Below are 21,534 nucleotides of genomic sequence, written 5' to 3' on the forward strand. Positions count from 1 at the left end.
CTTTCGGTCTTGTATTCCTCGCCCTCTCGACATTGATTGTGTTTTAGCCTGATCTAAATTCTTCTGGTTGAGAGAGAAAAGAATATAAATCACAGATTACAGGCATAAAAAAGCCGCAATGCTTTCGGGTGCGGATAACCGCCTAGTTATAAGGTTTTGAGACCTTGGGAAACACTATAAAGCAAAACCCCGTTGGGTGTCAACGGGGTTTGTTTGTATGCTTAATGTTTATTTAATTTCGCCCCTGGCACCACCAAAGGTTTCATATACTTCAACATCTAGCGCTTGGCTGCCGACAATACCAGATAATTCTTCGGCATTTGGTCCCGCAAAACTACCCGCATATTCACCTTGATGACCTGCGTAAGTGGCATTCCCCCGGAATCCCATACCATCATTGCCTTGAACGATATTCCCTTTAGCGAGTTGAATATCAGTTAGTTTTTTGCCGGAATCGAATTGACGATCATAAATTCTACCTTCAAGCGTCTTGTTGGCGAAGTCAACATTCATCGTCATTTTTCCGCGCGTAACCGCCCCCAGTGATTCACCTTGGTAAGTTGCAACGCCACTTGTCGGTATTTCATTAGGTTTAGTCACTAGCGCTGCAAAGCGCGCATCGACTTGGTAGCCATTAGTATCGGTAATGAAACCGTGGTCTCTATCTGTTTTTAATCCATTAGGCAACCAAACACCACTCAGGAAATAAGCACCGTTTAAGCCTCGAAGTTTACCGCCCATCACATTATTTTGTTCAATAATACCCATTGGATGTGCGGCAACGTCTAATACGGTTCCGTCATTTAGCTTAATGGTTTTTAATTCACGGACTTTATCTTTTAGGTCTTCACGGACTAAATCGATGGATTTGGTTGCTTGAGGCGTTATCGGTTTTGTATCACTAGACGATGAACCACCACCTCCACCGCCACCACAAGCGACTAATAAACCCAGACTAACTGAAACCAAAGAGAGTTTTAACATTTTCATACTTGCTCCTGTTCTCATTTAAAATTGGAGCAACTCTATCACAATTTTCCAAGAATTAAAGTGAGCCGGATCAAACTTATAGCCCTGCAAGGTGGTCAAGCGTGAAATAAGATCGGTAGAATGAATGGTGCTTATTCAATCAGACTACCGGAGGCGTTATGTTTAGCACACCACAAAAAGAAGACAGGAAAAAGGATAGCCCCGTGCCACCGATTCCAGACTTTAAAGATAGAATACCTAAGCCCAAATAATAGAAAATACAAGAAAAAGAACAAGGGTAATTGGTACCGTAACGGCGGCAACCCTTGCCTTATCTAAAGACTTCGCAAGTGCGGTATTAAGCGTGCGAAGTCTTTTGGCTATTTCAACATAATTATTTAAACGATAACGCCGTAACACGCTAAGCATAGCACTACGGTTATCGGTAAGATTTTTATAATAGCCGGTGTAAAGTAAATCCGGTGGATTATATAAGTGCGGTTGATTTTTGGTAATCAAGCATGAAATTGACAAGTAAATTGCCGTTCCACCCCAGCCGATAATCGTCGCGATTAATATAAAAATAAAAAAGGTCGTTACATTACCGCTGACAAGGAGTAAAAATGCGCCACCGGCACCAGCCAATAGGAGATTAAATAATTTAGTTGCGTTTTCTTTGTTGCGTGCATTGGATTCCCGCAACTCCAGAATGTGCTGTTCTGCTTGTTTTTCTAAGTATGACAGCATTTCATCATCGGTATCTAAAAAATAATCTTCAGGTAAAGTCATAACTTGCTCCTGTCTTAGTTTATATCTGTAGATCAAACTTAATTTGATTTTACTGATTTGTCTACCACCAACGTACCGCGGTAATTAATTCGGGCAGATTCCACAATAACGCAAAGGTGAACAGAATAATTGCAGCCGTCCACATGGTTTTACGAATTTCTTTCGGGGTGATATTTATGGCTTCCATAAGAACTCCTAGAAATTTAAAGGTAAATCGTTTATCATTCATTCAAAGTTATTTCCTTCTTAGTTAGGATAAGTGGGAATAAAAAAGCCCTGATTGCTGGTAACAATCGGGGCTTTGTTTTTCTGCCGATTGCACTGCGATTATGCCAGTGCAAAGCGTCTCAAAAGAGATGAACATGTTCAGCACCCCGTCAATGTGAGAGCAATTTTCACATAGCGAGGTATTCAAATGCTTTTAAACTACTTTAAAGAAATTATCTATTCGCCAAAAACTCTTCGCTGCCATCGTCCTCATTGTCCGCTACCGCACTTTTGTCCGCAAAGAACGGCATGAAGTCGGTGAGTTTCGGTGATGATTTTTTCGGATCTGAATTGACGGCTGCGAGTAAGTAGGCGATTTGTGCTGTTCTGAAATCCTCACGCCACAGCCCGAACGGTTGTTCTTGGTAAAATTGCTGATACTCACGCAAGTGCGGTTCGGGCATGGTTTCGATTTCTTGTAGCGTTTTGCCTAACGCCAACGACAGGGTTAGTTGGAATCGTCGGCGTTCGGTGAGTTTTTTTCCGGTTCTTCCGTTGCTAAAACTTTATTGATCGCGTCAAGAACCGAGCCGTCCAGGGTCAGGATTTGGTCTAAGTCGTCTTGACTATCGGCATTGAACAGGTTTTTGCCGTTTTCGTCACATAAACGCGTGGCGATATTGCGTGCGAGGGTGTAAGGATCGTACACATTACGCAGCTGCATTGTCAGCACCAGCTCGTCTTCCATGTTCAGCTCGATGCCTTGTTCTTGGGCAAGTTTAAGCAATGCAGCACGCTGTCCGTACAGCGCTTTATTGGTTTCTCCGACATTGAGTTCACGGATAAAAAACGTTTTGCCATGAATTTCAACAGGGGTTAATTTAGGTTTGATTGTAAATAGATCTTGGCGGTTGCCATTTTGTTGTGTCATAACTATGTCCTTTTAGTCAAAAATAAGCCCCACCGAAGCAGGGCATAAAGTGCGGTTCGACTTACGCCACCGGCAGCAAGTAATCACGTTTTGATTTTTTAATCGTGATACCGGATTCGAATTTGCCTTTGACTTCACCGGAGGCGTTAGCACCCGTTTGAATGAAGCCGGTGCCGTAGATGGAGCCTTGTTCTTTGCGTAGCACCATTAAATAGGGAAAAGTCTCTTTCGCATAAAATTTGGTACGCAGATCTGATTGCATTTTGGTTGCAGGGGCGTAGAAGAAGGTTAGTTTTACCGAACCAAATTCGATATCGCCAGGCTCGGTTTCTGTTCCGTCACTGCACATCGTGGTCACATCTTCTTCGGTGAGGGTGTCGCCGTCCACTTCAATGTTTTTGATCGCACAGAAATTGCTGGACCACTTCACTTTTGTCACTTTAGCAGCGGTGAAATCAGTAGGCTTGTCTTGCTCCGTCCAATCCACTTCATCGGCGAGAGTAATTAAGCCGGGGGTACCGCCGTCAACGGTTTTTACCGGATAATAACCGTCAAGTGAACCAAGACCGGTGATTTTGATACAATCGCCCTTTTTCAAGCCGTGATTGGCGACGGTGATGGTTGCGCTGGGCGTAACAGAGCAAGCCGTGATCGCTTTTTCTGTTTCTAAGCCGATACCCAAGTAAAATTTTGTCCCCTGAAAAGGAGTAGTTTGTGTTGCCATAAGTTTAGCCCTCATATGCTATGGTGTATAAAATCAATCGCCGGTGCAATTTGGTGTCCGGCTCGTAATCGCTGTGATCGTTAATGCGTTCCGCAAATTCAAATTTTTCTTCCAACGCTTCAAAGACTGGCTTTCTCAGGTTGAAAATATCATCAGAATTGCGGCTATAAATATCAATTTGTACCTGAAAATCGTCTAAATCACCGTCTTCCAGTGCGGAATTGGGCGAAATCAGCGGAAACTGATACACGATAGCCGGATACTCGGTATTGGTTTCCGGCACGACCTCATAAAAACAACGCCCCGACACCAAAGGCGACAGAGCGGAGTAGAGTTTGTTTTGGATCATTTATTGCCTTCCTTGAGAATCTCGGTGCGTAAGGTGTCAATAATGGCTTTTGCCGCCTGTTGTTTGCTTTGCTCAAATGCTGGGCGCATAAACGGTTTCGCCGGCATTTTTGATGTGCCGAATTCCAAAAAACGCCAGTAAAACGGATCTTTCGGATTGAAAGCACCGCTTTTTCCGGTTTTGCCCTTGAATTTGAGGATTTGCTTGGTAGAAAGCCCTTTTACCCAAACATAGGTGTTGGTTTTGCCGTTTCTGCCGATTTTGGTGCGGCTAGAAATGGCTTTTTTTACTGTACCTGCTTTTCTGTGCGGTACATTTTCTGTTAAGACTGGTGCATTGGCACGCGCTTTGTCGCGCACAATAGCACCGCCTTTTCGCATGGCTTTAACGGCGATGCGATTACTGGCTTTTCTACCAAGTTCCCCCATTGCTTTTTGCAATTCTTTAAGGCCGCTGACTTTAACCGTGACGCTGCCCATTGATTCGCTCCTTGCACATCAGTTGCAGTGCGGTATTCCGCTCGTTATGGTTGATTACGGAAATCACCTCAAAAGTGCGATCACCCCATTTCACCCGCATGGTCGGCTGAATGTCTGGTCGATAACGCAACCAAATTTGGGTGGTAATTTCCGACTGCACTTGTTCTGCTGCAAAGTATTCGCGCCCTGATAGTGGTTTGACTTCTGCCCAAGCTGTTGCGACATCTTGCCAATCCGTAATGGTGCCGCCGTAGCTGTTTAGCTGGGTGATTTGCTGCTGTAGAGTGATTCGATGGCGAAGTTTGCCGATTTGCACATTACACCCCCATGATTCGGTACGGTTGAAGTAGTCGCCAAGCTCCGTCCTCAATCTCTTTGCTGACCGTTCCATTACCGATGACCGCACTTTCACGGTGTTCGTACCAATGTGCCACCAGCATTAACATGGCGTGGCGTAAGGCGTGGTTGACCACCATTCCGTCCGAGTCGTTTTCAGGCACTTCAGTTTGGTATAACTTGCGGTTGAGTTGCGCTTCCAGATAATCCTGTGCCGCATTGGCATAGCCGATTAACAAGATGTCTTCTTCATCGTTATCAATGCGACAATGTAATTTAATTTGTTCCAGAGTGATTAACATCTTGCCTATACCTCAAAAAACTGCCCTCCGAAGAGGGCAACGGGATTAACCGCCTACGGTAGCCGCTTTCGCTGTCAAGCTGCCTTTGATAAAGGCTTCCGGACGGTAAACGGCTAGGGCCAAACGCTCTTCACACAAGATGGTGACTAAGTTTTTGATGAAGTCGTCTTCGTTTTCGGTAGATACCGCAATTGAGGACGCTTGACGATCAAAAATCTGTGCGCCTAAGTTGAATGCACCGGTGAGGAATTGTCCTGCGGTCATTGCTTGGGTTTGTACAACAGAAAGCCCCCACAGTGTCGGTTGCGCCAAACTTTGTGGATTGCCGATGATATGGCGACCTTGCCCATCTTTTTGCAATTCAATTTTCGCCCAATCAATCGGATTCAAAATAAAGCCGTTTGGTGGATATTCCGCAATGATTGCTTGCAATAATGCAAGGCGAAGCTGATCGATAATGGTGTATTCGGTCAATTTTGCCGGATCAGCAAAGGTTGTCGCTTGCGTTAAAATTCCGTTTAGCTCGCCATTGCTGCCTGTGCCGTTCAGCAATTGTTTTTCTTCGAACAGTTTTAAGCCAAAGAATAGCCGTCCGCTGATATAACTTTGCAGCATATCGGCATCGTCTAAGATTTGGCGTGAGGCTTTCATAAAATGGGCAATGGTTTTCACGCCGACGGTTTCTTCACCGAATTTCAGATCCGATTGCGCCTTTTTGTCGCCCTCTTTTTTCTGATAGCCGGCGCTGTTGGTAAAGCCGGTTTCTTTGATGTAGGTGATTGAGTTGCTACTGGTTGTCCCTTTCGCCAAGAGGTCGCGAATGGTTAAGCGCATATCCGGCGGCGCAATAATGCCCGGTAAGCGTTGTTCTGGCACTAACGCACCGGCTGAACCTGCGGCATCGGCGGTGGCACTAGTGATCGTCGCTTTTATATCCAAGCGAGCGGAGCGCCCTGAGCGTGGATCTTGCGCAAAGGCTTTGAATTGTTCCGATTCAACCAGTTGTTGCCCTAATGATTTGCCGGATTGAGTATCGCTTGCGCCACGCCGTGCCAATTTTTGTTCGGCTTCATCTAAGCGGCTTTTGACATCGCCCATGGCTAATAAGGCTTCATCGACTTGTTCTTTCAAGGAATCAAGGCTTTTTTCACCTTTACCGAGACGACCTTCTAACTCTTCGCCCATGGCTTTTACGCCGTCGGTGGCTTTTTTCAGCTCGGTGGCAAGCTGTTCTAAATTTTGTTCTGACATACGTTATTCTCCCGTATTAATTGATTTTAAAATGGTAAGTGCGGTATCAACTTCTGTTTTTTCAGGCTCGCCCCGAAGGAGTTTGCGCAAACCATGCCCCGCGATAGCTGTAGCTTGCGTTTTGGAAAAGCCTGCCTCACGCAGGAATTTTTCAAATTCGGATAGGGTCGGCAGTTCACCGTGCAAAAGTGCGGTTTTAACATTGGAAACCGTGCTTTCGACGTTTGCCGGATAGGTGACGACCGAGACTTCTTTCAGATCCACGTCTAAAATTTCCAGCGTGTCCTCTTTTTCGTCATAGGTCCACTTATTTAAGAAGTAGCCAATTGATAAGCCGTCAATTGCCCCTGCTTTGAGTAGTGCATGGACTTCTTTCGCACGGGCTACGTCATTAATTAATAATTTACCTTCACCGTATAAGCCGTGATCGTCTTCTTTGAGTGATGTCCAAACCCCAATTGGCTGATTGCGATCATGATTCCAAAGCACCGGTGGCATTTTGCCTTTTCCCGCCCAGTCCAACAGGGTTTGAGCAAATGCGCCTTTGCGTACGATGTCACCGTAGCTGTCTTTCAGGTCAAATACATTACAATACCCCGAAAAAACGCCGTCTTCTTGGACGGCTTCGGCTTTAAAATGCAGGTCTTTAGTTTTGAGTGTCATTTTCCACCCCGATTTTTTCAATAGATGTGAGGTTCAGTTGTACGGTCAGTGTGTCGCCGCCGTCAACCGGTGGTAAATTTTCCAGCTTGCGTACTTCGTTACGGCTCATGACACCGTTTTGCAGCATTTGTGCGTAGAAGTTGGCCCGTCCGGCGCTATCTGCCCGTAGTAACCCTTCAACGCTGAACAAGGGGTAGAACTCCTTACGCTCGCTCGGCTGGAGCAGTTTACGGCTAATCGTTTGTTCAATCCGTTTCAGGGTTGGTTGTAACGAATACGTTAAGAAACCCAGATTGGTTTGCTCCAAGCTCGAAGCCCAAGAAGAGGATTTATCGGTGCGGTAAATCAGCTGCGGTGGCACGGAAAACGCACGACAGATTTCTTCGATGCCAAAGAAGCGGCTTTCGAGCAGTTGCGCGTCCAGTGGGTTGATCCAACTGCCCACAGAATTAGCCGGCTCCATTTCCGCTTCGAGCACCATCCATTTTCCTGCATTTTCCGGTGCGCTGAATGTGGCTAAATTTTGCCGCATTCGACTACGCTGTTCGTCGGTCAATACTCGGCTACCGGTCTTGATAAAGCCACCTGCTTTCAGGTTGTTTTTAAATGCGCTGGAAGCCGCTTTATTGGCATCAACTTGTGCGCCGATACATTGTGCTTGGTACTGAATTGGGGATAACCCGACTAATCCGTCAAGGGTGAAACCGCGAAAATGCAGAATATCGCTTTCGCTGTATTCGCCGCCGTCGCTGTTGTTTTTGTCGTAGAGATAGACAATTTCACCGTTGCGCCCTCGTTTGACACGCATACATTGCGGATCTAATACATCTAAGGAAACAATTTTACCCGAAGTGCGGTTGATCAGACTGTAAGCATTGCCCCATAGATCGAGGCTGGCGCTTTGCGCTTCCCAAAATTCACTGGCGCACATATCGGCATTCGGCGAATCGTGGATAATCCGGTAAAGCGGGTGTTCGTTTGCCTGTTCGCGGTTGCTGTCGCGTAAGTGTAGTGGCAAAGAGGCGATGGTTTGGCTGCGCAATTTGACACACGCCCAGACCGCTGAGAGTTTAAGTGCGGTTTCGGCATTGACAATATTGCCAGATTCAGTGGTTTGGCTGATGTGTGGGTTGGCAATATCGCCTTTATCCAGTCGTTTAGCACCGCCAAACCATCGACCGTAAAAGCGTGACCACCAGCCGCTGTCGTTTAATGTTGTCATGCTATGATGATGTCCTCTAAGTATTTGTCAATGTCTTGTGGTTGCACCGCTGTTTCTGCGATACCGAGTGCCATGGCTAATGCGACGATACCGTCGATTCGCCCGGTTGCTTTGTGTTTCTCAAATTTGCGGTTGCCTGCTGGGTCTTGCGCAATAACTGCATTTGCGGCACACATGGTTAAAACCGGATTCATTCCATGCCGTAAACGGGCATTGAGCAAATCGCTTTCCAAGCGATCTATTGCTGGTGACATATCTTTGAACCCTTGTCCGAATGGTACTAAAGGGAGGATTAATTCGAGTTGATCCAGTTCCTTTTTGAGTACGTCAATCCGCCAGCGGTCAAAGGCAATGGCTTGAATATCAAAATCACTGATGATTTCGGCAATGTCTTTGGCAACGTGAGCATAATCGACGGTTGCGCCCGGTGTGGTGCGGATAAAACCCTGCCGAACCCAAACATCGTACGGCGCACGGTCTTTAGTCGCGCGGTCTTTCACACCGATTTCCGGTGTCCAGAAATAGGAATATACGTTAATTGTGCCGTTTGGATTCTGTGCAACCAAGATAAGTGCGGTCAAGTCGGTGCGAGCCGATAAATCCAGTGCGCCATAGACGATTAAGCCGTCAGGTGTTTCTGCCACTAAGCCGCTTTCTTTCCAGGTGTCTGCACTGACAAAGGTGGATACTGTGCTGACCCGTTGATTCAGGTTTAGATTGCGAAAAGTATTTTCAAAGCTAGGCATGCGTTTTGCCTTTTCGGCAAGCTTTTTAATATCCTCTTCACTGCGGAAAATACTGAGCGCTGGGTTTGCTTGTTTCCACGCAATCGGATCGGTGATATCGAGTGCTTTATCTGCACTGTAAACATGGCAGACGGTGTGCGGATCGTTGTGTATTTTGGCATCATCAATCCAAATAGATAACAAATCTGCGTCGTGTGCCGCTTGAGTGCTGATAGTCAGTAACAGTGGATTTTTATGCGCCCCTTGTGCGGTGGTGATTGCGTCCACGAATGCGGATTGACTGCCTTGCACTTGCCCAACTTCATCTAAAATGGCTAATACTGGCGATAAGCCTTGTGCTGTTCTGCCGTCTGCTGCAAGCGCTTTGTATTCGGTGGTCATGGCTTTGCCGCGTAGTATTTTGCTTGACGGGATAATGGTGATTTCGTCTTGTAATCTTGGGTTGAGGGTGATCATCTTCACTGCAAGATTAAAAACCAGAGCAGCCTGATCACGACTTAACGCACCGCTGATAATTTGGGAATTTAAAATCGCCACTGGGCCAACAAGGTGAGCGAGCAATAAGCAGGCAATAAGTGCGGTTTTGCCGTTTTTTCTGCCGATCGTTAATATGCCGTGGTTTGTGCCTGCAGGGTTGTCGTACACTTCCATAATAAACCTTTTTTGGAAGGGGAGTAGCTGTATCGGTTTGCCGACAAGGTTGCCCTCTGGCACTAGGCAGTATTTTTCGATAAAGGCGATAACTTTCTCTGCTTTGGTCATCTCAATTTATTCTCGCCAGTAAGCCGTCGTCATCTTCAATAAATTTCTTGGTGTCGCTGTACAGTTTGTTTTTCTTGATTTGATCACGGCTTTCGCCGTTGGTTGCTCGGCTGTGGATCTGCAATGAGCGACACATGGATAATGAGCGGGCATTGAGGTCTTCAATGATTTTGTGTAGTGGGTGCAGTTTTGGCTCACCGTTGGCACCAATGAAATAGCGCCCGACTTTTTCCACTTCTTTTTGCCGTTTATCAATTTCAACATACAGTTTAGCGAGATTCATTGCTTGAATCAGATCGTTCGGTGTCCAAGAATCACCGGCTCGGCTGTTGATAATTTGATTCCAATACTGTAATTCGACTTTACTGAGTTTTTCAGGCGGTAATATTTGGGTTTGTGCAGCTTTTGCCGCCATGACCTGAGCGGCGGCACTATCACTTCTTAATTTTCGTCCACTCATAAATAAAACCTATTAATACTCTAATTTTCAATGAAAAAACTGGATTAGCGATAAAAGTGCGTTCCCAGTGCGGTTGTTCAAGCGAAAGTGCTGAACTTTTTACCCACCCTCTCCCTATTTGATATTCGTTATCAGTTATGGAAAGGGTGTTCAGGGTCTAGTGGAAAACCGTTTGCATCACAACCAATTTCGTTAATGTTTTTTGATTCTGCTCGTTGTTTTGAGCTATCGTGATGCACCTTACATAGTGACTGCAAATTGTTCGGATCAAAGAATAGATTAAGGTCGCCTTTATGTGCCTTGATATGATCTACAATGGTTGCTGGCGTTATTTTTCCATCACGTTGACAGTAAACACACAGAGGATTTTTTGCTAAGTGATCTAAGCGTAGCTGTTTCCATGCCTTGCGATAGTACAGATTGTGCCAATCACTCCGACTTTTCACGCTGAACCGCCTCCGTGTAATCAATTACGCCTTGCAACCGTCCGGCACAAATCCGCAAGTCACGCTTGAGCAACACCGCATACTCAGTGATTGCAGTGTAAGTGTTACCGTGTAGCATTGGCTCAGGGCAGGAGATTAGCAGTGACGGTGGTGGGATGATCGTGTGTGTCTCAATCTTAATTACCGGTTCATTTGCGCAACTGCTCAAGCACAGCAGCAGGGGCGTGAGTATCGCCACATACATTGCCCTTGAGCAATTCGCGAATCGTTTTAACTTGATCATCGGCTTGCCCCCTTTTTTCCTGTTCGTGTGCCAGTTGTTGTTTGGTAATATCGGCGTGGATTGCCAGCGTATCATTCAGTCTTTTCAGTTCTGCATTACGCTCGGCAACCGTGATACGCAGTGCATCAATCGTGTGTGATTGTTTCTCAATTTGAATTTTGTTTTCGTATTGCAACCACAACAGACCTATCACGAAGATCACTGCAAAAACTTTGGCCGCCTTATCAACATTGGCACAACACGTTTTGAGGAAAGCGAGTAATATTGCATTCATGGGTACGCCCTCCACGTCAATTCAAAGTGCGGTCCGTCATAAAAACGCTCATCATCACTTCTCCCATTCTCGTTCCAATCGCCACCCCAGCGGATTTTGATATTCAGTTCAGCGGCCGCAGTAAACATTGCTTTTGCAACCGCGTTGAACTTGCTCTTATCCGCCCAAGGGATTTGCCCGTCAATCATCGGGGCTAAATCCACCGCATGACCGGTCAAGTGGCGGCTGTTCATGGTTTTTGTTGCGCCTTGTTTAAACAGTTCAGCTTGTCGTTGGCGTGTGCGTTTGCCTTCAATCACCGCAAAATCAACGGAGGTTAATTGGATCGCACGACGAACCACTTTTTTCAATTCATCATGAACACCGACCATTCGCATTTCACTGCGTGTTGATAATTTAAAGTTGCTCATCGTTATCCACCCGCTCCACTCGTTTATTGATGAATTTAAATAAAAATTCCCTAATTTTCTCTGCGCCAGCAAATCCGATAGCCGCACCAATAAACGTCATCAGACTGCCGGATAAGCCAAAGTGCGCCAACACAGATTCACTCGACAAGGCTAAACAACCACAAATGGTTGAGTCAATCAGCCGATGGCGATAAGTGCGGTTTTGCTTCAACAGCCAGCCGCGCAACATTGACATAAAAAACGCCATCGAAAATCCACTGATGGCGTTATAGTTCTGCTGTATGCAGCCCCAAATAATGAGCCACAGATTAGGATCTCTTTCTGGCATTTTCATAACTCCGCCCCCTGTTTTGAGGCAATAAAAAACCCCGATTGGAAAACCAATCAGGGCTGTAAAATAGGTATAAAAAAAGCCCAGCGATTGCCGAGCTTGTCGTTCAGTTGCGATTTCCGCACCATGCCTAATACTCTATACTTTCAGTGCGCACTTTTCAAGGTTTTTCTAAACAAACTGCCGAGTCACTGCTTTATCGCTCCCCCACAATTGCCCGACTTCGCCGCGCCGTAATTCCGGCAACACTTGATTCCATTCCCATGTTGAAAAATTGGTAAGCTGAATATGCTCGGTTTCCCGTGCCAATGGCGCTCGCACTCGTTCAATGTATCTGCCGTACTCACTTAACATTCCGCAGCATGCACCGGCATACGACGAGCCAAGCTGTGATAACGGCTTTTCTACTGTGCGGATCATCTCTAACATAATCCAACTGATTTTCCACAGCCACGCTTGATCGCGTAATTCTTCTTCGGAAAATTGTGCCGGAACCGCACTTTTATGCGCTATCGCCAAGGTATCGATTAATTCCCCCTCAAGCACAATCTTATGACAATACGCCACCGCCATAGGTAATTTATCCGCAGGGATTTCATCAATATGCTGAACGTTCATATATTGATGAATAAGATTGTAGGCTTCGGAATAAATCAGCCCTTTCTTGCTCACCAACATATTCACAGCATCACGCAAGCCGGTGCGATCATCAACGGTGGTTTTACGCTCGTTGATCGCAATGCCTTTCGTCCAGTAGTCGTGTAGCGCCTGAAAGCACTCTTCCTGATATTGGATCACTTTTTCACGCAAATCTGACCGCACTTTATCCGGGTTAATGCTGAACAGCCAGCCGTTGAGTTTTTTGATCGGCATACATAGCATTTCACGAATTTTACCATCTTCGGCAACTGAGTTCATATGAACCCAGTTGAATTTTTCTTGTTGAGCAATGAGCTTTCTTTTTTGCGTTCCCCAACTTAGCCCCAATGCTTCAACAATCGGTTTAACAGTAGTATAGATAACATCTTCAACTTTTAGCGTAATAAGATCAGAACCGTAGAATGAAAGCGTTTGAGTGGTAATTTGATTAGACATAACTGTCTCCTTGTTGTTTTTTTTCGATATTAAGATAACCCTAAATAGGGTGTCGAGAGGTTCGAAAGCCTCAACAAGTAGGCTGGGATTATTCCCCAAAAGGGTCTTGTATTCTCCGCCCTCTCGACATTGAGTTGTGATTTATGCGCAATCAATCTTTTTTGGTTGAGAGAGAAAAGAAATTGATCACAAATTTTACGCATAAAAAAACCGCTATGCTGTCGGGTGCGGATTTCCGCTTGTTGTTAAGGTTTCGACACCTTGGAACAAATACTAGAATTTTTATTAGAAATTGTCAATGGTTTGAGTAGTAATTTGAGTAGTCATAACTGATTTCCTTTTGAATAGGTTGGGTGGATAGGGTGTTCAAAACCGTTCAGTTAAGCGGCGTGGGTATTGGTTATTTCCGCACCACCCTATCCATAGATCGAGATTGCTGTTTTGTACCCTTAAAATCGGTTGGAGAGAGAAAGCCAAATTTCAGGTACAAAAAAATCACATTGACGCAGTGAATGACGAACTGAAAAAAGAGAATAGAGTTTTGAAGCTCTATGAGTATTAATTTATACCTAAATTGATTGCTTGTCAATTAGGGTGCCAAGAGGTTCAGAAGCTGCCAAAAGCCAGCTGGGATTATTTCCCTTTCGGGTATTGTATTCTCCGCCCTCTCGGCATTGAGTGTGATTTATGCGCAATCAATCTTTTACTTAGGAGAGAAAAGAGTTTGATCACAAATTTTACGCATAAAAAAACCGCTATGCTGTCGGGTGCGGATTGCCGCTTTTGGTTTAGGTTCTGACACCTTGGGGAAGATATTAGGGGAAATGTGGTGAGATGTCAATAATTCAAAATTATGATTGACTTAATAATCTATGGCTTATATTATAGGTATAAACTAAAACTTATAAGAGTTATTATGAAGAATACAACCGAATGGACAGTGATTACGACTGAACTTTTTAATAATTGGATTACCGAACAAGACGAAAGTACAAGAGAATCGGTATTATCGTCTTTAAATATACTGCGTTCTTTCGGGCATCATTTAGCAAGACCTTATGTAGATACCCTTAAAGGTTCTCAATATCCGAATATGAAAGAATTGCGTATCCAACACCAAGGTAAACCGCTACGAGCGTTTTTTGCATTCGATCCGCTTAGACAAGCTATCGTGCTTTGTGCCGGAGATAAAAGCAACGATAAAAAATTCTACGAAAAAATGATACGAATTGCCGATAATGAATTTACCGACTATTTACAGGAATTGGAGAAATAAAATGAAAAGATACACGACATTGGATGACTTAATTGCAAAACAATCTCCCGAATCACAACAACGTATTCAAGAAAAAACACAAGAACTCATCCTTGAGATGGGATTATCCCGACTGCGAGAAGAACTTGAGCTATCTCAAAAGGACTTAGCGCAAGCACTTGGCATTTCTCAACCTGCGGTTGCTCAAATCGAACAACGTGGTAATGAATTAAAACTCTCCACCCTAAAACGCTATGTTGAAACGATGGGCGGCAAACTCAGCCTTGCGGTTGAAATGCCGACCGGCAATAGCCATATTTTCCACATCTAACTTATAGAAACCTGCTGCCAAGGCAGGTTTTTATTATTACGCATAAAACACCACCTCAATTGAGCTATTGACAATGCCGCCTAAGATATAGGCTTCGGCTTGTCCTAGTTCGCGGTAAAACGTAGTGCGGCTGGTGTTGAAGTAGGCGAGGAGATCGGCTTCGTCCGCGCGGCAAACATATTGCCCGAGCAACATCTCATACCAAACCTTATTCACCTTGCGCAGGCTCAGCACCACCTTTTCAATCACCATGTACGATTCGTCGGTCAGTTCAAGCACGCTGTATTTCTTGACCGGTTCTGCGCCACTGATGCCCAACGAAAAAGCCGGATATTCCGTGCCTAAACGTGGCGTGGACAAGTGTCCCCATAATTTTAAGATTTGTTTGATATTGTACTGCAACATATTTTTAACTCCGAAATATAAACAACCAGTTTTCCACCTTTAATGCTCGGAAAACGAATAATATGTAAATCATCAATAATACCGTCATCCACCAGAACACCAGCTTTAACAAGTGCATCCAACGGGGCTTTCAGCAAGTTGTCTACGTCCCGCTTGCGTTTATCAGGGGGATAGACTTCGATCACTATTTTGGCTTTTTTATTCGCCGGAAATCGGCGTGACCGACGGACCAGCCACGCAACCTCACTCGCATATTTCCGCCCTTTCTCACTGATCAAGGTTTTATTGCCAACGTGCCGCCAATAGGTGTTCACTGACGGTGGAAACGGCAGTTCTAAAATTATTTCTTCCATTCCGCCACCGCCCCAATTTTGATCGAATGAATAAAGAAGTCGTGCCAAAGTTCTTTTTGGCTGCCGTACCGCACTTCAAACGCTTGCGGATCGCGGTGCAGTTCATCGTGATGTTGCCGACATAAAGGGATCACGTCCAAATCGTCTGCTTTCCCACCCATAATACCGCTGCCTTGCCCGATTAAATGGTGTGGGTCGTCCGCTTGCTGCCCGCAGCAGACACAAGGCTGAGATTTCACCCAACGCAACCATTTCTCGCTACGAAAATACAGCGGCTTTGGTTTGAGCATATATTGCGCTGGTGGGTCGCCGTCTGCCACCAGCTCGACAATTGGCTTGGCTAGTTTTTGAATATCGTCATGTGGATAGGTTTCAAAACCGATAGTGCTTTCTTTGCCAAGATCCACTTGCGGCGGCAGGTGTAACAAATGCCTTAATCCAGCTTCCGGCAAAAGTGCGGTCACACGCTCCAGAATGGCCCACAGCGTAATATCAGCAAATGTCAGTGTATGCGTAGCTGCTTTTGCCAAACGCTGTTTTATTTTGCCGGCAACAAAATTATCCCAGTTTGCCGCCACCAGCGCTTTCACCTCAGCAACATTAAACCGCCCGGCTCTGATTTCAGTGTCATGCCACCAGCAAGTGCGGATCATACCGTCATAAATTTCCGTTACTGTTAATTGCTGATGACAATAATCACTATCACGCAACTGGCACTGCTTGATCTGCGAAACGTAGTACTGTAGTCCGCCTATGCCACCAACACGCAACCGCACTTTGTGATCACGGATAAACTTTACTACTTCAGCAGACATTGCCGTCTGCGACATAGCGCCCTGCCACTTCACCGAACCGGATTTTTGCGCATCCATTTCTGCTGGTGCCGGGATAATCAAGATCCGATTCTTAAAAAAGTGCACACTGTCTTTTGGCATCCGCACAAATGCAATGCCAACTTCATTCTGGACATACGGCGTAAGCAAAAGGCAATCAGTCATTGTTTGACCCCATCGTCATCATGATCCAATCCACCAGCGCACTGAGTACCGCAACAGCGAAAGCCGCAAGAACGCATAACAAAAATAAGTTTAGTATTAATATCATGCTTTATATCCACCGATTCTTTTCACCAACTCCAAGCTCACACTGCGCTGTACAAAATCGTCCATGGTCGGATCGAACACCACCACCATTTGCCCCTTGCTGTTGCCTTTTGCCTCTGCGCCACTAACGGGGTGAATAAAGTTAATCCGCCCACCAGTAATATCAATCACCTCGCTTGCCACGTTGTGAACGTGGTTCTGATACCACTTGGTTGATTTATCGTTATTCAACAACATCACCACGAAATGACCAGCATCGCAGAGTTTTTTCGCCTGTTTCAAAAACGGTGTAACATTGCTGTATGGAGGGTTAACATAAATCCGCAACGGGCATTCGCCATATTCCACCACCACATCAAGCAAATTTTCAATTAAGTCATCTGCCAAAAAATCAGGAAAACAACCACCGTCACCAATCCATTCAGGACGCAACGTATTTTGTGCATTAGCGCAGCCGTCAAAATGAAACCACGCAAAGCGAGCTTCAAGCCAACGGAAAAACCATAGCGGCGTGCGGTAAGTGTCTTTGTCAAAACTCATGCCACAGCTCCTCGTAACATCGCTCGCATTCCGGCAAGGCGATCTAATTTTTCCTCTTGAGATAATGGTTTTTGCGGCGGTGGCGACGGTAACATTGTTCTTGGCTCAGGCAAGTTATGCAGCCTCTCTGCGACTTTCTTAATCTCTGCTTTAATCACCCTTTTCAAATCGACTTCTAACGGCTTACGCTGGTGGACACCGGTTACAATCCAGTACATCACCTTTTCGGCATGGGTAAAGTGCGGTTTATTGAACATTAATCGATTGCCGCAATAGCGATGAAATGCCGCCTCCACCTCCTCCACCGTCGGCAAGCCGCCATTGTCGCACCATGCAATAAAATCGGTCAGACTTGGGAAAAAGTCACCCTGCTGCTTCTTGGCAACCAACAAGCCACGCTGAATCTGCTCAAATCGCACCACACCAGCCGCCACCAGCTCATCAATCCAAATCGCCTTGGCTTGTTCCAACGCTTCCGGTGTCGGAAACGCATTGCGCCACGCAGGGAAGTACACGCATAACCGCGCAAAAAGTTGATCTGCCATCGCAGCAACGTGATCAGGCAAAGTTTGACAGTGCATAAGGGCTCTCCTCGGTGAGTGGTTGGCTCCAGCGGCGGTCAACCACCAGCTTGCGGTTTTTCGGCGGATTGAATGGATCCGGTACATTGCTCATCGGCTTCATGCGCCCGTCGGCAAAGACCCAGTACCCGTCTTGGCAGCGTGGGCGTCCTTTGGCGTCCCAAGCATCGGACAGGGCGACATATTCGGCAAAGTTGGTCGGGCGGAAAATTGTACTCGGGCGCAGATAATCCGCCATTTTCTGATCGTTGCCCCACTTCGCAATCAGGTAATCCACTACACGGCGGCAATCTTCGACGGTGTATTCTTGCAGCCGTGCGCCGATTGCGGACAGGGTTTGTGCTGTGGGTTTAAATCCTGACGGCTTGCGCTCGCCACGGCTTGCCGCCAGTATTGCCAGTTCCGTGTTCAGATAGCCCAACGCCTCCGCCGCAGGTTCAGCCACAGGGGGGACTATAGGGGGGTTATTATTTATTGTATTTATAATTGTTTTTGTAGTGTGGCGGTTTTCGCCACTGGTAGTAGTGGCACTTTCCGCCACTGGTGTGGTGGCGTTTTCTGCCACTGGTGGCGCTTTTCGGCAGTGGTGGCGATTTCCGCCACTGGTTTTATTTCGAGTAGTGGCACTTTCCGCCACTGGTGTACTCACATTCTCCACTGCCGGCATATCACGCACTAAATAAAACTCTGTCGTCTTGCCTTTGGCTTTCCGAGTGCGGATCAAGCCAACATCTTCCAGCTCTTTCAAAATCGCATAGATAGTCTTATCACGGTTAATTTGTGTCGCCTGTTTGAACTGGCTGATTGAAATAAAATCGCTCTCTTTTTGCCAGCCGGTTGTTTTGCGCGCCACCAGCAAATAGCATTTAACCGCATTGCCGGAAACCATACCCATGACCTGATCGACGAACGCATTGGGGATCTGAAATGAATTGGGGATAAAATGATTTGTCATGACATTAACTCCGACGCATAACGATCAGCAATCCACTGAATGCCTTTGGCGGTTACGCGAGTTTGGGTGTAATTGTGTCCATGCTCAGCAGTGCCGGTTTTCACACTGAATAGACCACGGCTTTGCTTGTCTGAGAAGGGAATGAGATTGCCGGATTGACGATACAGTGCACGATCATCAAGTAACCGCTGTATCATCGCCTTTTCCGGCATATTGATAATTTTTGCGGTTTCCCGCAGGGATTTTGTGGTGCCGACATCAACATAATGATCGACAAAAGCGGCTTTCGGCTTCAACTGCTGATTTTCCAACTGCAACCGCTCATTTTCCTCTTCCGCCTGCAGCACCAGCAACGCCAGTTCTTTACGGGAAGGGGCAAGTGCGGTTGGCGGCCGCTGTTGGTTTTCCAGTTCTTGCCAGCGATCTACCAGCCGAGCAGTAAACGCCGGGCAAAGTTGAGCGACCACGACATAAGTGTCACGTTTGACAAGATGATATTCATAGTATGTCTGAGCGTTCTGTGGGTGGGTGTAAGCCATTGGCTGATACCCCCCAATGACACCTTTTTCAACCAGTCGCTTAATGCTCCGGCACACATCGTTATGGTTTGACTCCACCAGCGAAGCAATCTCACGACTGCTCATCGTCAAAACACTATTGCTAAATTTTATTAAATTGGTCATAATTACCTCACTAGATTGGTTTTGTATAAAACCTGATAATTAACCACCGTAGCCGCGGTGGTTTTTTATTGTCTGCTGTTCAGTGCGATCACGCTTTCGATCGTTTTTGATGTCGCCGATAAATGGCTATGCAGTAGCCGCCGCAAAATTTTTTCTTCGGCTCGATTTATCTCGCCATCTTCAAGTGCGGTTTGTAGCGTTTCAAACAACAACCCACGCGCCGCCGCCTCACGGATTTGCAACAGCGACAATTCCACGTTGTCTAACGTGTCCAACTCCGCCACCGGCACAAACACACCACCGGACAAGCGACAAATCTCATCGGTGTAATCGCTCAAGCCGAATGTTTGCTGTACGGCGATCAGCTCCTCGCAGGTAAACCGCTGCCCCTTGGTTTGATACAAGCGGTTGTTCAAGCACGCTTCAGACATGCCAAGAAAGCCCGCTACCACACTTTTGCCGCCCGGAACTTTCTCAATCATCGAGATAATGATTTTCTTCATAATTTCTTGCCGTTTTTTATGGTTTTGTTTTTTTCTGGGGTTGGTAAATTAAGAATTAGCTGGCAACCCGTCTGTTGGATTAGGGTATTGTTTCGGCGCAATTTCATGGGGCGTTACAACCCAGTTAATGCAACGGCAAAAATCAACAACCTTAGTTGCCGGAATGCCGTTGATAAACCATTGCTGAACAGCCTGTGGCGTTACACCAAATTGACGTGCGATTTCAGATTTATTCGTTGCAGCAAGTTTTTCTCTAATTGCTGGTGTCATTGCAGGATCTCCTTGTTAATTATTAAAGCAATATTACAAGTAATTTAAAACACAAACAAGTAATTCTTTAAGTGATAACTTAAAGCTAACCTTGTAGAATTTATAAAAAGAGGTGAAAAATGAATTCAAAGAATAGAATTGAGCAGGTTTTGGCTGAAAACGGCTGGAATAGATCAGAGTTGGCAAGGCAGTTAAATATTTCTCCGCAAGCCGTTCAACAATGGCTCAGACCGAACAAGGCTGGAAAAATGACGTCCCCACAAGGGGAAAATTTAACCAATCTTGCTAAAGTAACTGGCTATCCTGAACATTGGTTCTCAATGTCCGATGATGCTGCGGCGGACTATTCCAGTAACAAGCCTGCATTAATACGGCAAAACTACTCTGACAGCGTGTCTATCACGTTATGGGACGTAAAGGCTGCCGCAGGGCATGATGGCTTTATCAATGACGATTACCCAGAAGTCATTAAAGAAATCGTGATCGCACAAGACCACGTCGTCGATATTCTCGGGCGCAAAAGCATTAGCGGTATGAACCTGATCAACGTACCAACCGACAGCATGGAGCCGACCATTGGAAAAGGTGATATCGCTTTTGTGGATACCCACTGCAATGCCTACGACGGCGAAGGCGTTTACATCTTTATCGACGAGTTTGGCGCACTGTATATCAAACGCCTAATGCGCGCACCGGGCAACATCATGATGATTCTTTCCGACAACAACAGCAAATATCCGCCTCTCCAAGTCCCATTTGAAAAATTTAGCGAATTTAGAGTGTTGGCGAAGTTCGTTAAAGCGTTACCGTTGAAGATGGTGGATTTGTAGATAGCACAATGGTTGAACACCGCAAGCTACCTTGTAAAGTAGATTTGTAGAATAAATATAATATTCAAGACTAAGATATATATATGACAAAAAAAGATCCTTTAGAAAGTATTTTTAATTCTCCAAAAATAGAGCCTTTTATTAGAAAAATTGTTTTTTCGAATTTTAAAAATATTGAAAAACTGCAAGAACTTACTTTTGATTACCCTATAACGGTATTGGTTGGTCAAAATGGTACAAATAAAACATCAGCTTTAGTTGCACTGTATGGCGCTGTGGATGGAAAAGTACCTTCTGACTATTGGTTTACAACACCAATAGATAAATCAGAAGAAAATAGTTATCAGTCATACTGGTATAGTTATAAAGATCAACAAAGTGGCTTGTCAGCAGAAGTCTTTCAGCATAATAATCAGAAAATTGATAGGAATGCTGACTATTGGGAAACAGATAGACCCAAAGCCCAATTTGGTATGAAAACTGTTGAAAATAAAAAAATCAATTCAACTAATTTATCCGGCACAAGATGGAAAAAAATTAAAAAAGAGGTTGTTTATTCTGAATTAAGTGCATTTGATAGATGTTTATATCATTCGATAAATCCTTCTAATGCATATAAGACTCGGCAAGACTTTATTAGAGCAAAAAGTAAAAATTTAAAATCATCTATAGAGAAACAATCAACCAGTCATATAT

34 protein-coding genes are annotated in these 21,534 nt (G+C 45.4%); 4 read left to right on the forward strand and 30 right to left on the reverse strand.

All coding sequences use genetic code 11. The features are described 5' to 3' along the window. Positions 1-228: 228 nt before the first annotated feature. The 21 genes from FHQ30_RS07205 to FHQ30_RS07295 all read right to left on the reverse strand — a co-directional run bounded on the left by FHQ30_RS07205 (position 229) and on the right by FHQ30_RS07295 (position 13,029). A complete protein-coding gene (locus FHQ30_RS07205) occupies positions 229-990 on the reverse strand; it encodes a factor H binding protein domain-containing protein (protein ID WP_139611650.1) in 762 nt (253 codons plus the stop codon). Positions 991-1,227: 237 nt separating this feature from the next. Next, positions 1,228-1,758 carry a hypothetical protein gene (locus FHQ30_RS07210; RefSeq protein WP_139611651.1) on the reverse strand — a complete coding sequence of 177 codons (531 nt, stop codon included), beginning with the start codon at positions 1,756-1,758 and terminating at the stop codon, positions 1,228-1,230. Between the two features lie 61 nt (positions 1,759-1,819). After that, positions 1,820-1,945 (reverse strand): hypothetical protein, encoded by a 126-nt coding sequence (locus FHQ30_RS13430; RefSeq protein ID WP_267963837.1) that lies wholly within the window; start codon positions 1,943-1,945, stop codon positions 1,820-1,822. 253 nt (positions 1,946-2,198) lie between these two features. Then, complete coding sequence (locus FHQ30_RS07215; RefSeq protein ID WP_139611652.1) at positions 2,199-2,429, reverse strand: phage tail assembly protein T; 231 nt, start codon at positions 2,427-2,429, stop codon at positions 2,199-2,201. A 44-nt stretch (positions 2,430-2,473) separates the two neighbouring features. Beyond that, a complete protein-coding gene (locus tag FHQ30_RS07220) occupies positions 2,474-2,896 on the reverse strand; it encodes a hypothetical protein (protein ID WP_139611653.1) in 423 nt (140 codons plus the stop codon). 61 nt (positions 2,897-2,957) lie between these two features. Continuing rightward, positions 2,958-3,620 (reverse strand): hypothetical protein, encoded by a 663-nt coding sequence (locus FHQ30_RS07225; protein WP_139611654.1) that lies wholly within the window; start codon positions 3,618-3,620, stop codon positions 2,958-2,960. A gap of 4 nt (positions 3,621-3,624) precedes the next feature. Then, positions 3,625-3,969 carry a DUF3168 domain-containing protein gene (locus tag FHQ30_RS07230; RefSeq protein ID WP_139611655.1) on the reverse strand — a complete coding sequence of 115 codons (345 nt, stop codon included), beginning with the start codon at positions 3,967-3,969 and terminating at the stop codon, positions 3,625-3,627. Beyond that, positions 3,966-4,448 (reverse strand): HK97-gp10 family putative phage morphogenesis protein, encoded by a 483-nt coding sequence (locus tag FHQ30_RS07235; RefSeq protein WP_139611656.1) that lies wholly within the window; start codon positions 4,446-4,448, stop codon positions 3,966-3,968. Before FHQ30_RS07235 ends, FHQ30_RS07230 begins: the two co-directional genes overlap by 4 nt. After that, the gene (locus tag FHQ30_RS07240) at positions 4,429-4,764 is read right to left on the reverse strand and encodes a phage head closure protein (protein ID WP_139611657.1); all 336 of its coding nucleotides are present in this window, start codon (positions 4,762-4,764) and stop codon (positions 4,429-4,431) included. Before FHQ30_RS07240 ends, FHQ30_RS07235 begins: the two co-directional genes overlap by 20 nt. 1 nt (position 4,765) lies before the next feature. Further along, complete coding sequence (locus FHQ30_RS07245) at positions 4,766-5,086, reverse strand: head-tail connector protein (RefSeq protein WP_139611658.1); 321 nt, start codon at positions 5,084-5,086, stop codon at positions 4,766-4,768. Positions 5,087-5,131: 45 nt separating this feature from the next. Beyond that, positions 5,132-6,337, reverse strand: a complete 1,206-nt coding sequence (locus tag FHQ30_RS07250; RefSeq protein WP_139611659.1) for a phage major capsid protein — start codon at positions 6,335-6,337, stop codon at positions 5,132-5,134. A 3-nt stretch (positions 6,338-6,340) separates the two neighbouring features. Beyond that, a complete protein-coding gene (locus tag FHQ30_RS07255; protein WP_139611660.1) occupies positions 6,341-7,000 on the reverse strand; it encodes an HK97 family phage prohead protease in 660 nt (219 codons plus the stop codon). After that, positions 6,984-8,222, reverse strand: a complete 1,239-nt coding sequence (locus FHQ30_RS07260) for a phage portal protein (RefSeq protein ID WP_139611661.1) — start codon at positions 8,220-8,222, stop codon at positions 6,984-6,986. The genes FHQ30_RS07255 and FHQ30_RS07260 overlap by 17 nt, the downstream gene beginning before the upstream one ends. Then, positions 8,219-9,730: a terminase large subunit gene (locus tag FHQ30_RS07265; protein WP_139611662.1), complete on the reverse strand. Its 1,512-nt coding sequence runs from the start codon at positions 9,728-9,730 to the stop codon at positions 8,219-8,221. Before FHQ30_RS07265 ends, FHQ30_RS07260 begins: the two co-directional genes overlap by 4 nt. 1 nt (position 9,731) lies before the next feature. After that, positions 9,732-10,190 (reverse strand): phage terminase small subunit, hendrixvirinae-type, encoded by a 459-nt coding sequence (locus FHQ30_RS07270; RefSeq protein ID WP_139611663.1) that lies wholly within the window; start codon positions 10,188-10,190, stop codon positions 9,732-9,734. A gap of 131 nt (positions 10,191-10,321) precedes the next feature. Beyond that, positions 10,322-10,636: an HNH endonuclease gene (locus FHQ30_RS07275; protein WP_139611664.1), complete on the reverse strand. Its 315-nt coding sequence runs from the start codon at positions 10,634-10,636 to the stop codon at positions 10,322-10,324. Further along, positions 10,620-10,919, reverse strand: a complete 300-nt coding sequence (gene lysC, locus FHQ30_RS13435; protein WP_442805686.1) for an Rz1-like lysis system protein LysC — start codon at positions 10,917-10,919, stop codon at positions 10,620-10,622. Before lysC ends, FHQ30_RS07275 begins: the two co-directional genes overlap by 17 nt. Then, positions 10,825-11,193, reverse strand: a complete 369-nt coding sequence (locus FHQ30_RS07280; protein WP_139611665.1) for a DUF2570 family protein — start codon at positions 11,191-11,193, stop codon at positions 10,825-10,827. The genes lysC and FHQ30_RS07280 overlap by 95 nt, the downstream gene beginning before the upstream one ends. Further along, positions 11,190-11,603, reverse strand: coding sequence for a M15 family metallopeptidase (locus tag FHQ30_RS07285; RefSeq protein ID WP_139611666.1), 414 nt, complete (start codon positions 11,601-11,603; stop codon positions 11,190-11,192). Before FHQ30_RS07285 ends, FHQ30_RS07280 begins: the two co-directional genes overlap by 4 nt. Then, positions 11,590-11,931 (reverse strand): phage holin, lambda family, encoded by a 342-nt coding sequence (locus tag FHQ30_RS07290; protein ID WP_267963839.1) that lies wholly within the window; start codon positions 11,929-11,931, stop codon positions 11,590-11,592. The genes FHQ30_RS07285 and FHQ30_RS07290 overlap by 14 nt, the downstream gene beginning before the upstream one ends. Before the next feature lie 174 nt (positions 11,932-12,105). Further along, positions 12,106-13,029: a phage antirepressor N-terminal domain-containing protein gene (locus tag FHQ30_RS07295; protein WP_139611668.1), complete on the reverse strand. Its 924-nt coding sequence runs from the start codon at positions 13,027-13,029 to the stop codon at positions 12,106-12,108. Between the two features lie 916 nt (positions 13,030-13,945). Here FHQ30_RS07295 and FHQ30_RS07300 point away from each other — a divergent pair. Together FHQ30_RS07300 and FHQ30_RS07305 are read left to right on the forward strand one after the other, a co-directional pair. Beyond that, positions 13,946-14,305 carry a type II toxin-antitoxin system RelE/ParE family toxin gene (locus tag FHQ30_RS07300; protein ID WP_139611669.1) on the forward strand — a complete coding sequence of 120 codons (360 nt, stop codon included), beginning with the start codon at positions 13,946-13,948 and terminating at the stop codon, positions 14,303-14,305. Between the two features lies 1 nt (position 14,306). Further along, positions 14,307-14,615: a helix-turn-helix domain-containing protein gene (locus FHQ30_RS07305; protein ID WP_139611670.1), complete on the forward strand. Its 309-nt coding sequence runs from the start codon at positions 14,307-14,309 to the stop codon at positions 14,613-14,615. A gap of 36 nt (positions 14,616-14,651) precedes the next feature. Here the strand turns inward: FHQ30_RS07305 and FHQ30_RS07310 are convergent, their stop codons facing one another. From FHQ30_RS07310 to FHQ30_RS07350, 9 genes are all read right to left on the reverse strand, one after another. Continuing rightward, positions 14,652-15,020 (reverse strand): antiterminator Q family protein, encoded by a 369-nt coding sequence (locus tag FHQ30_RS07310; protein WP_139611671.1) that lies wholly within the window; start codon positions 15,018-15,020, stop codon positions 14,652-14,654. Further along, positions 14,990-15,373 carry a RusA family crossover junction endodeoxyribonuclease gene (locus tag FHQ30_RS07315; RefSeq protein WP_139611672.1) on the reverse strand — a complete coding sequence of 128 codons (384 nt, stop codon included), beginning with the start codon at positions 15,371-15,373 and terminating at the stop codon, positions 14,990-14,992. Before FHQ30_RS07315 ends, FHQ30_RS07310 begins: the two co-directional genes overlap by 31 nt. Beyond that, positions 15,361-16,371: a DUF968 domain-containing protein gene (locus FHQ30_RS07320; RefSeq protein ID WP_139611673.1), complete on the reverse strand. Its 1,011-nt coding sequence runs from the start codon at positions 16,369-16,371 to the stop codon at positions 15,361-15,363. The genes FHQ30_RS07315 and FHQ30_RS07320 overlap by 13 nt, the downstream gene beginning before the upstream one ends. A 102-nt stretch (positions 16,372-16,473) precedes the next feature. Then, positions 16,474-17,016 carry a DNA N-6-adenine-methyltransferase gene (locus FHQ30_RS07325; protein ID WP_139611674.1) on the reverse strand — a complete coding sequence of 181 codons (543 nt, stop codon included), beginning with the start codon at positions 17,014-17,016 and terminating at the stop codon, positions 16,474-16,476. Then, on the reverse strand, positions 17,013-17,597 hold the full coding sequence (locus FHQ30_RS07330) for a replication protein P (protein ID WP_176552648.1): 585 nt from the start codon (positions 17,595-17,597) through the stop codon (positions 17,013-17,015). The genes FHQ30_RS07325 and FHQ30_RS07330 overlap by 4 nt, the downstream gene beginning before the upstream one ends. Continuing rightward, a complete protein-coding gene (locus tag FHQ30_RS07335) occupies positions 17,575-18,552 on the reverse strand; it encodes a conserved phage C-terminal domain-containing protein (RefSeq protein ID WP_139615021.1) in 978 nt (325 codons plus the stop codon). Before FHQ30_RS07335 ends, FHQ30_RS07330 begins: the two co-directional genes overlap by 23 nt. Next, the gene (locus tag FHQ30_RS07340) at positions 18,549-19,235 is read right to left on the reverse strand and encodes a phage antirepressor KilAC domain-containing protein (RefSeq protein ID WP_139611848.1); all 687 of its coding nucleotides are present in this window, start codon (positions 19,233-19,235) and stop codon (positions 18,549-18,551) included. Before FHQ30_RS07340 ends, FHQ30_RS07335 begins: the two co-directional genes overlap by 4 nt. A 65-nt stretch (positions 19,236-19,300) precedes the next feature. After that, positions 19,301-19,738: a YmfL family putative regulatory protein gene (locus FHQ30_RS07345; RefSeq protein ID WP_139611849.1), complete on the reverse strand. Its 438-nt coding sequence runs from the start codon at positions 19,736-19,738 to the stop codon at positions 19,301-19,303. Positions 19,739-19,786: 48 nt separating this feature from the next. Continuing rightward, positions 19,787-20,008, reverse strand: a complete 222-nt coding sequence (locus FHQ30_RS07350) for a helix-turn-helix domain-containing protein (RefSeq protein ID WP_139611850.1) — start codon at positions 20,006-20,008, stop codon at positions 19,787-19,789. Positions 20,009-20,127: 119 nt separating this feature from the next. Between FHQ30_RS07350 and FHQ30_RS07355 the strand changes: the two genes are divergently transcribed. After that, the gene (locus FHQ30_RS07355; protein ID WP_139611851.1) at positions 20,128-20,838 is read left to right on the forward strand and encodes a S24 family peptidase; all 711 of its coding nucleotides are present in this window, start codon (positions 20,128-20,130) and stop codon (positions 20,836-20,838) included. Positions 20,839-20,921: 83 nt separating this feature from the next. Continuing rightward, positions 20,922-21,534, forward strand: a 613-nt coding sequence (locus FHQ30_RS07360; RefSeq protein WP_176552765.1) for an AAA family ATPase, incomplete at its 3' end; no start/stop codon positions are given.

It is taken from the genome of Testudinibacter sp. 'clade 2', assembly GCF_006227735.1.
Lineage (GTDB): Bacteria > Pseudomonadota > Gammaproteobacteria > Enterobacterales > Pasteurellaceae > Chelonobacter.

What these genes read in the sequence shown, in the direction of transcription:
- FHQ30_RS07205 (WP_139611650.1), bottom strand. Translation starts at nt 990, where the DNA reads ATGAAAATGTTAAAACTCTCTTTGGTTTCAGTTAGTCTGGGTTTATTA.
- FHQ30_RS07210 (WP_139611651.1), bottom strand. Translation starts at nt 1,758, where the DNA reads ATGACTTTACCTGAAGATTATTTTTTAGATACCGATGATGAAATGCTG.
- FHQ30_RS13430 (WP_267963837.1), bottom strand. Translation starts at nt 1,945, where the DNA reads ATGGAAGCCATAAATATCACCCCGAAAGAAATTCGTAAAACCATGTGG.
- FHQ30_RS07215 (WP_139611652.1), bottom strand. Translation starts at nt 2,429, where the DNA reads ATGCCCGAACCGCACTTGCGTGAGTATCAGCAATTTTACCAAGAACAA.
- FHQ30_RS07220 (WP_139611653.1), bottom strand. Translation starts at nt 2,896, where the DNA reads ATGACACAACAAAATGGCAACCGCCAAGATCTATTTACAATCAAACCT.
- FHQ30_RS07225 (WP_139611654.1), bottom strand. Translation starts at nt 3,620, where the DNA reads ATGGCAACACAAACTACTCCTTTTCAGGGGACAAAATTTTACTTGGGT.
- FHQ30_RS07230 (WP_139611655.1), bottom strand. Translation starts at nt 3,969, where the DNA reads ATGATCCAAAACAAACTCTACTCCGCTCTGTCGCCTTTGGTGTCGGGG.
- FHQ30_RS07235 (WP_139611656.1), bottom strand. Translation starts at nt 4,448, where the DNA reads ATGGGCAGCGTCACGGTTAAAGTCAGCGGCCTTAAAGAATTGCAAAAA.
- FHQ30_RS07245 (WP_139611658.1), bottom strand. Translation starts at nt 5,086, where the DNA reads ATGTTAATCACTCTGGAACAAATTAAATTACATTGTCGCATTGATAAC.
- FHQ30_RS07250 (WP_139611659.1), bottom strand. Translation starts at nt 6,337, where the DNA reads ATGTCAGAACAAAATTTAGAACAGCTTGCCACCGAGCTGAAAAAAGCC.
- FHQ30_RS07255 (WP_139611660.1), bottom strand. Translation starts at nt 7,000, where the DNA reads ATGACACTCAAAACTAAAGACCTGCATTTTAAAGCCGAAGCCGTCCAA.
- FHQ30_RS07260 (WP_139611661.1), bottom strand. Translation starts at nt 8,222, where the DNA reads ATGACAACATTAAACGACAGCGGCTGGTGGTCACGCTTTTACGGTCGA.
- FHQ30_RS07265 (WP_139611662.1), bottom strand. Translation starts at nt 9,730, where the DNA reads ATGACCAAAGCAGAGAAAGTTATCGCCTTTATCGAAAAATACTGCCTA.
- FHQ30_RS07270 (WP_139611663.1), bottom strand. Translation starts at nt 10,190, where the DNA reads ATGAGTGGACGAAAATTAAGAAGTGATAGTGCCGCCGCTCAGGTCATG.
- lysC (WP_442805686.1), bottom strand. Translation starts at nt 10,919, where the DNA reads ATGATCAAGTTAAAACGATTCGCGAATTGCTCAAGGGCAATGTATGTG.
- FHQ30_RS07280 (WP_139611665.1), bottom strand. Translation starts at nt 11,193, where the DNA reads ATGAATGCAATATTACTCGCTTTCCTCAAAACGTGTTGTGCCAATGTT.
- FHQ30_RS07285 (WP_139611666.1), bottom strand. Translation starts at nt 11,603, where the DNA reads ATGAGCAACTTTAAATTATCAACACGCAGTGAAATGCGAATGGTCGGT.
- FHQ30_RS07290 (WP_267963839.1), bottom strand. Translation starts at nt 11,931, where the DNA reads ATGCCAGAAAGAGATCCTAATCTGTGGCTCATTATTTGGGGCTGCATA.
- FHQ30_RS07295 (WP_139611668.1), bottom strand. Translation starts at nt 13,029, where the DNA reads ATGTCTAATCAAATTACCACTCAAACGCTTTCATTCTACGGTTCTGAT.
- FHQ30_RS07300 (WP_139611669.1), top strand. Translation starts at nt 13,946, where the DNA reads ATGAAGAATACAACCGAATGGACAGTGATTACGACTGAACTTTTTAAT.
- FHQ30_RS07305 (WP_139611670.1), top strand. Translation starts at nt 14,307, where the DNA reads ATGAAAAGATACACGACATTGGATGACTTAATTGCAAAACAATCTCCC.
- FHQ30_RS07310 (WP_139611671.1), bottom strand. Translation starts at nt 15,020, where the DNA reads ATGTTGCAGTACAATATCAAACAAATCTTAAAATTATGGGGACACTTG.
- FHQ30_RS07315 (WP_139611672.1), bottom strand. Translation starts at nt 15,373, where the DNA reads ATGGAAGAAATAATTTTAGAACTGCCGTTTCCACCGTCAGTGAACACC.
- FHQ30_RS07320 (WP_139611673.1), bottom strand. Translation starts at nt 16,371, where the DNA reads ATGACTGATTGCCTTTTGCTTACGCCGTATGTCCAGAATGAAGTTGGC.
- FHQ30_RS07325 (WP_139611674.1), bottom strand. Translation starts at nt 17,016, where the DNA reads ATGAGTTTTGACAAAGACACTTACCGCACGCCGCTATGGTTTTTCCGT.
- FHQ30_RS07330 (WP_176552648.1), bottom strand. Translation starts at nt 17,597, where the DNA reads ATGCACTGTCAAACTTTGCCTGATCACGTTGCTGCGATGGCAGATCAA.
- FHQ30_RS07335 (WP_139615021.1), bottom strand. Translation starts at nt 18,552, where the DNA reads ATGACAAATCATTTTATCCCCAATTCATTTCAGATCCCCAATGCGTTC.
- FHQ30_RS07340 (WP_139611848.1), bottom strand. Translation starts at nt 19,235, where the DNA reads ATGACCAATTTAATAAAATTTAGCAATAGTGTTTTGACGATGAGCAGT.
- FHQ30_RS07345 (WP_139611849.1), bottom strand. Translation starts at nt 19,738, where the DNA reads ATGAAGAAAATCATTATCTCGATGATTGAGAAAGTTCCGGGCGGCAAA.
- FHQ30_RS07350 (WP_139611850.1), bottom strand. Translation starts at nt 20,008, where the DNA reads ATGACACCAGCAATTAGAGAAAAACTTGCTGCAACGAATAAATCTGAA.
- FHQ30_RS07355 (WP_139611851.1), top strand. Translation starts at nt 20,128, where the DNA reads ATGAATTCAAAGAATAGAATTGAGCAGGTTTTGGCTGAAAACGGCTGG.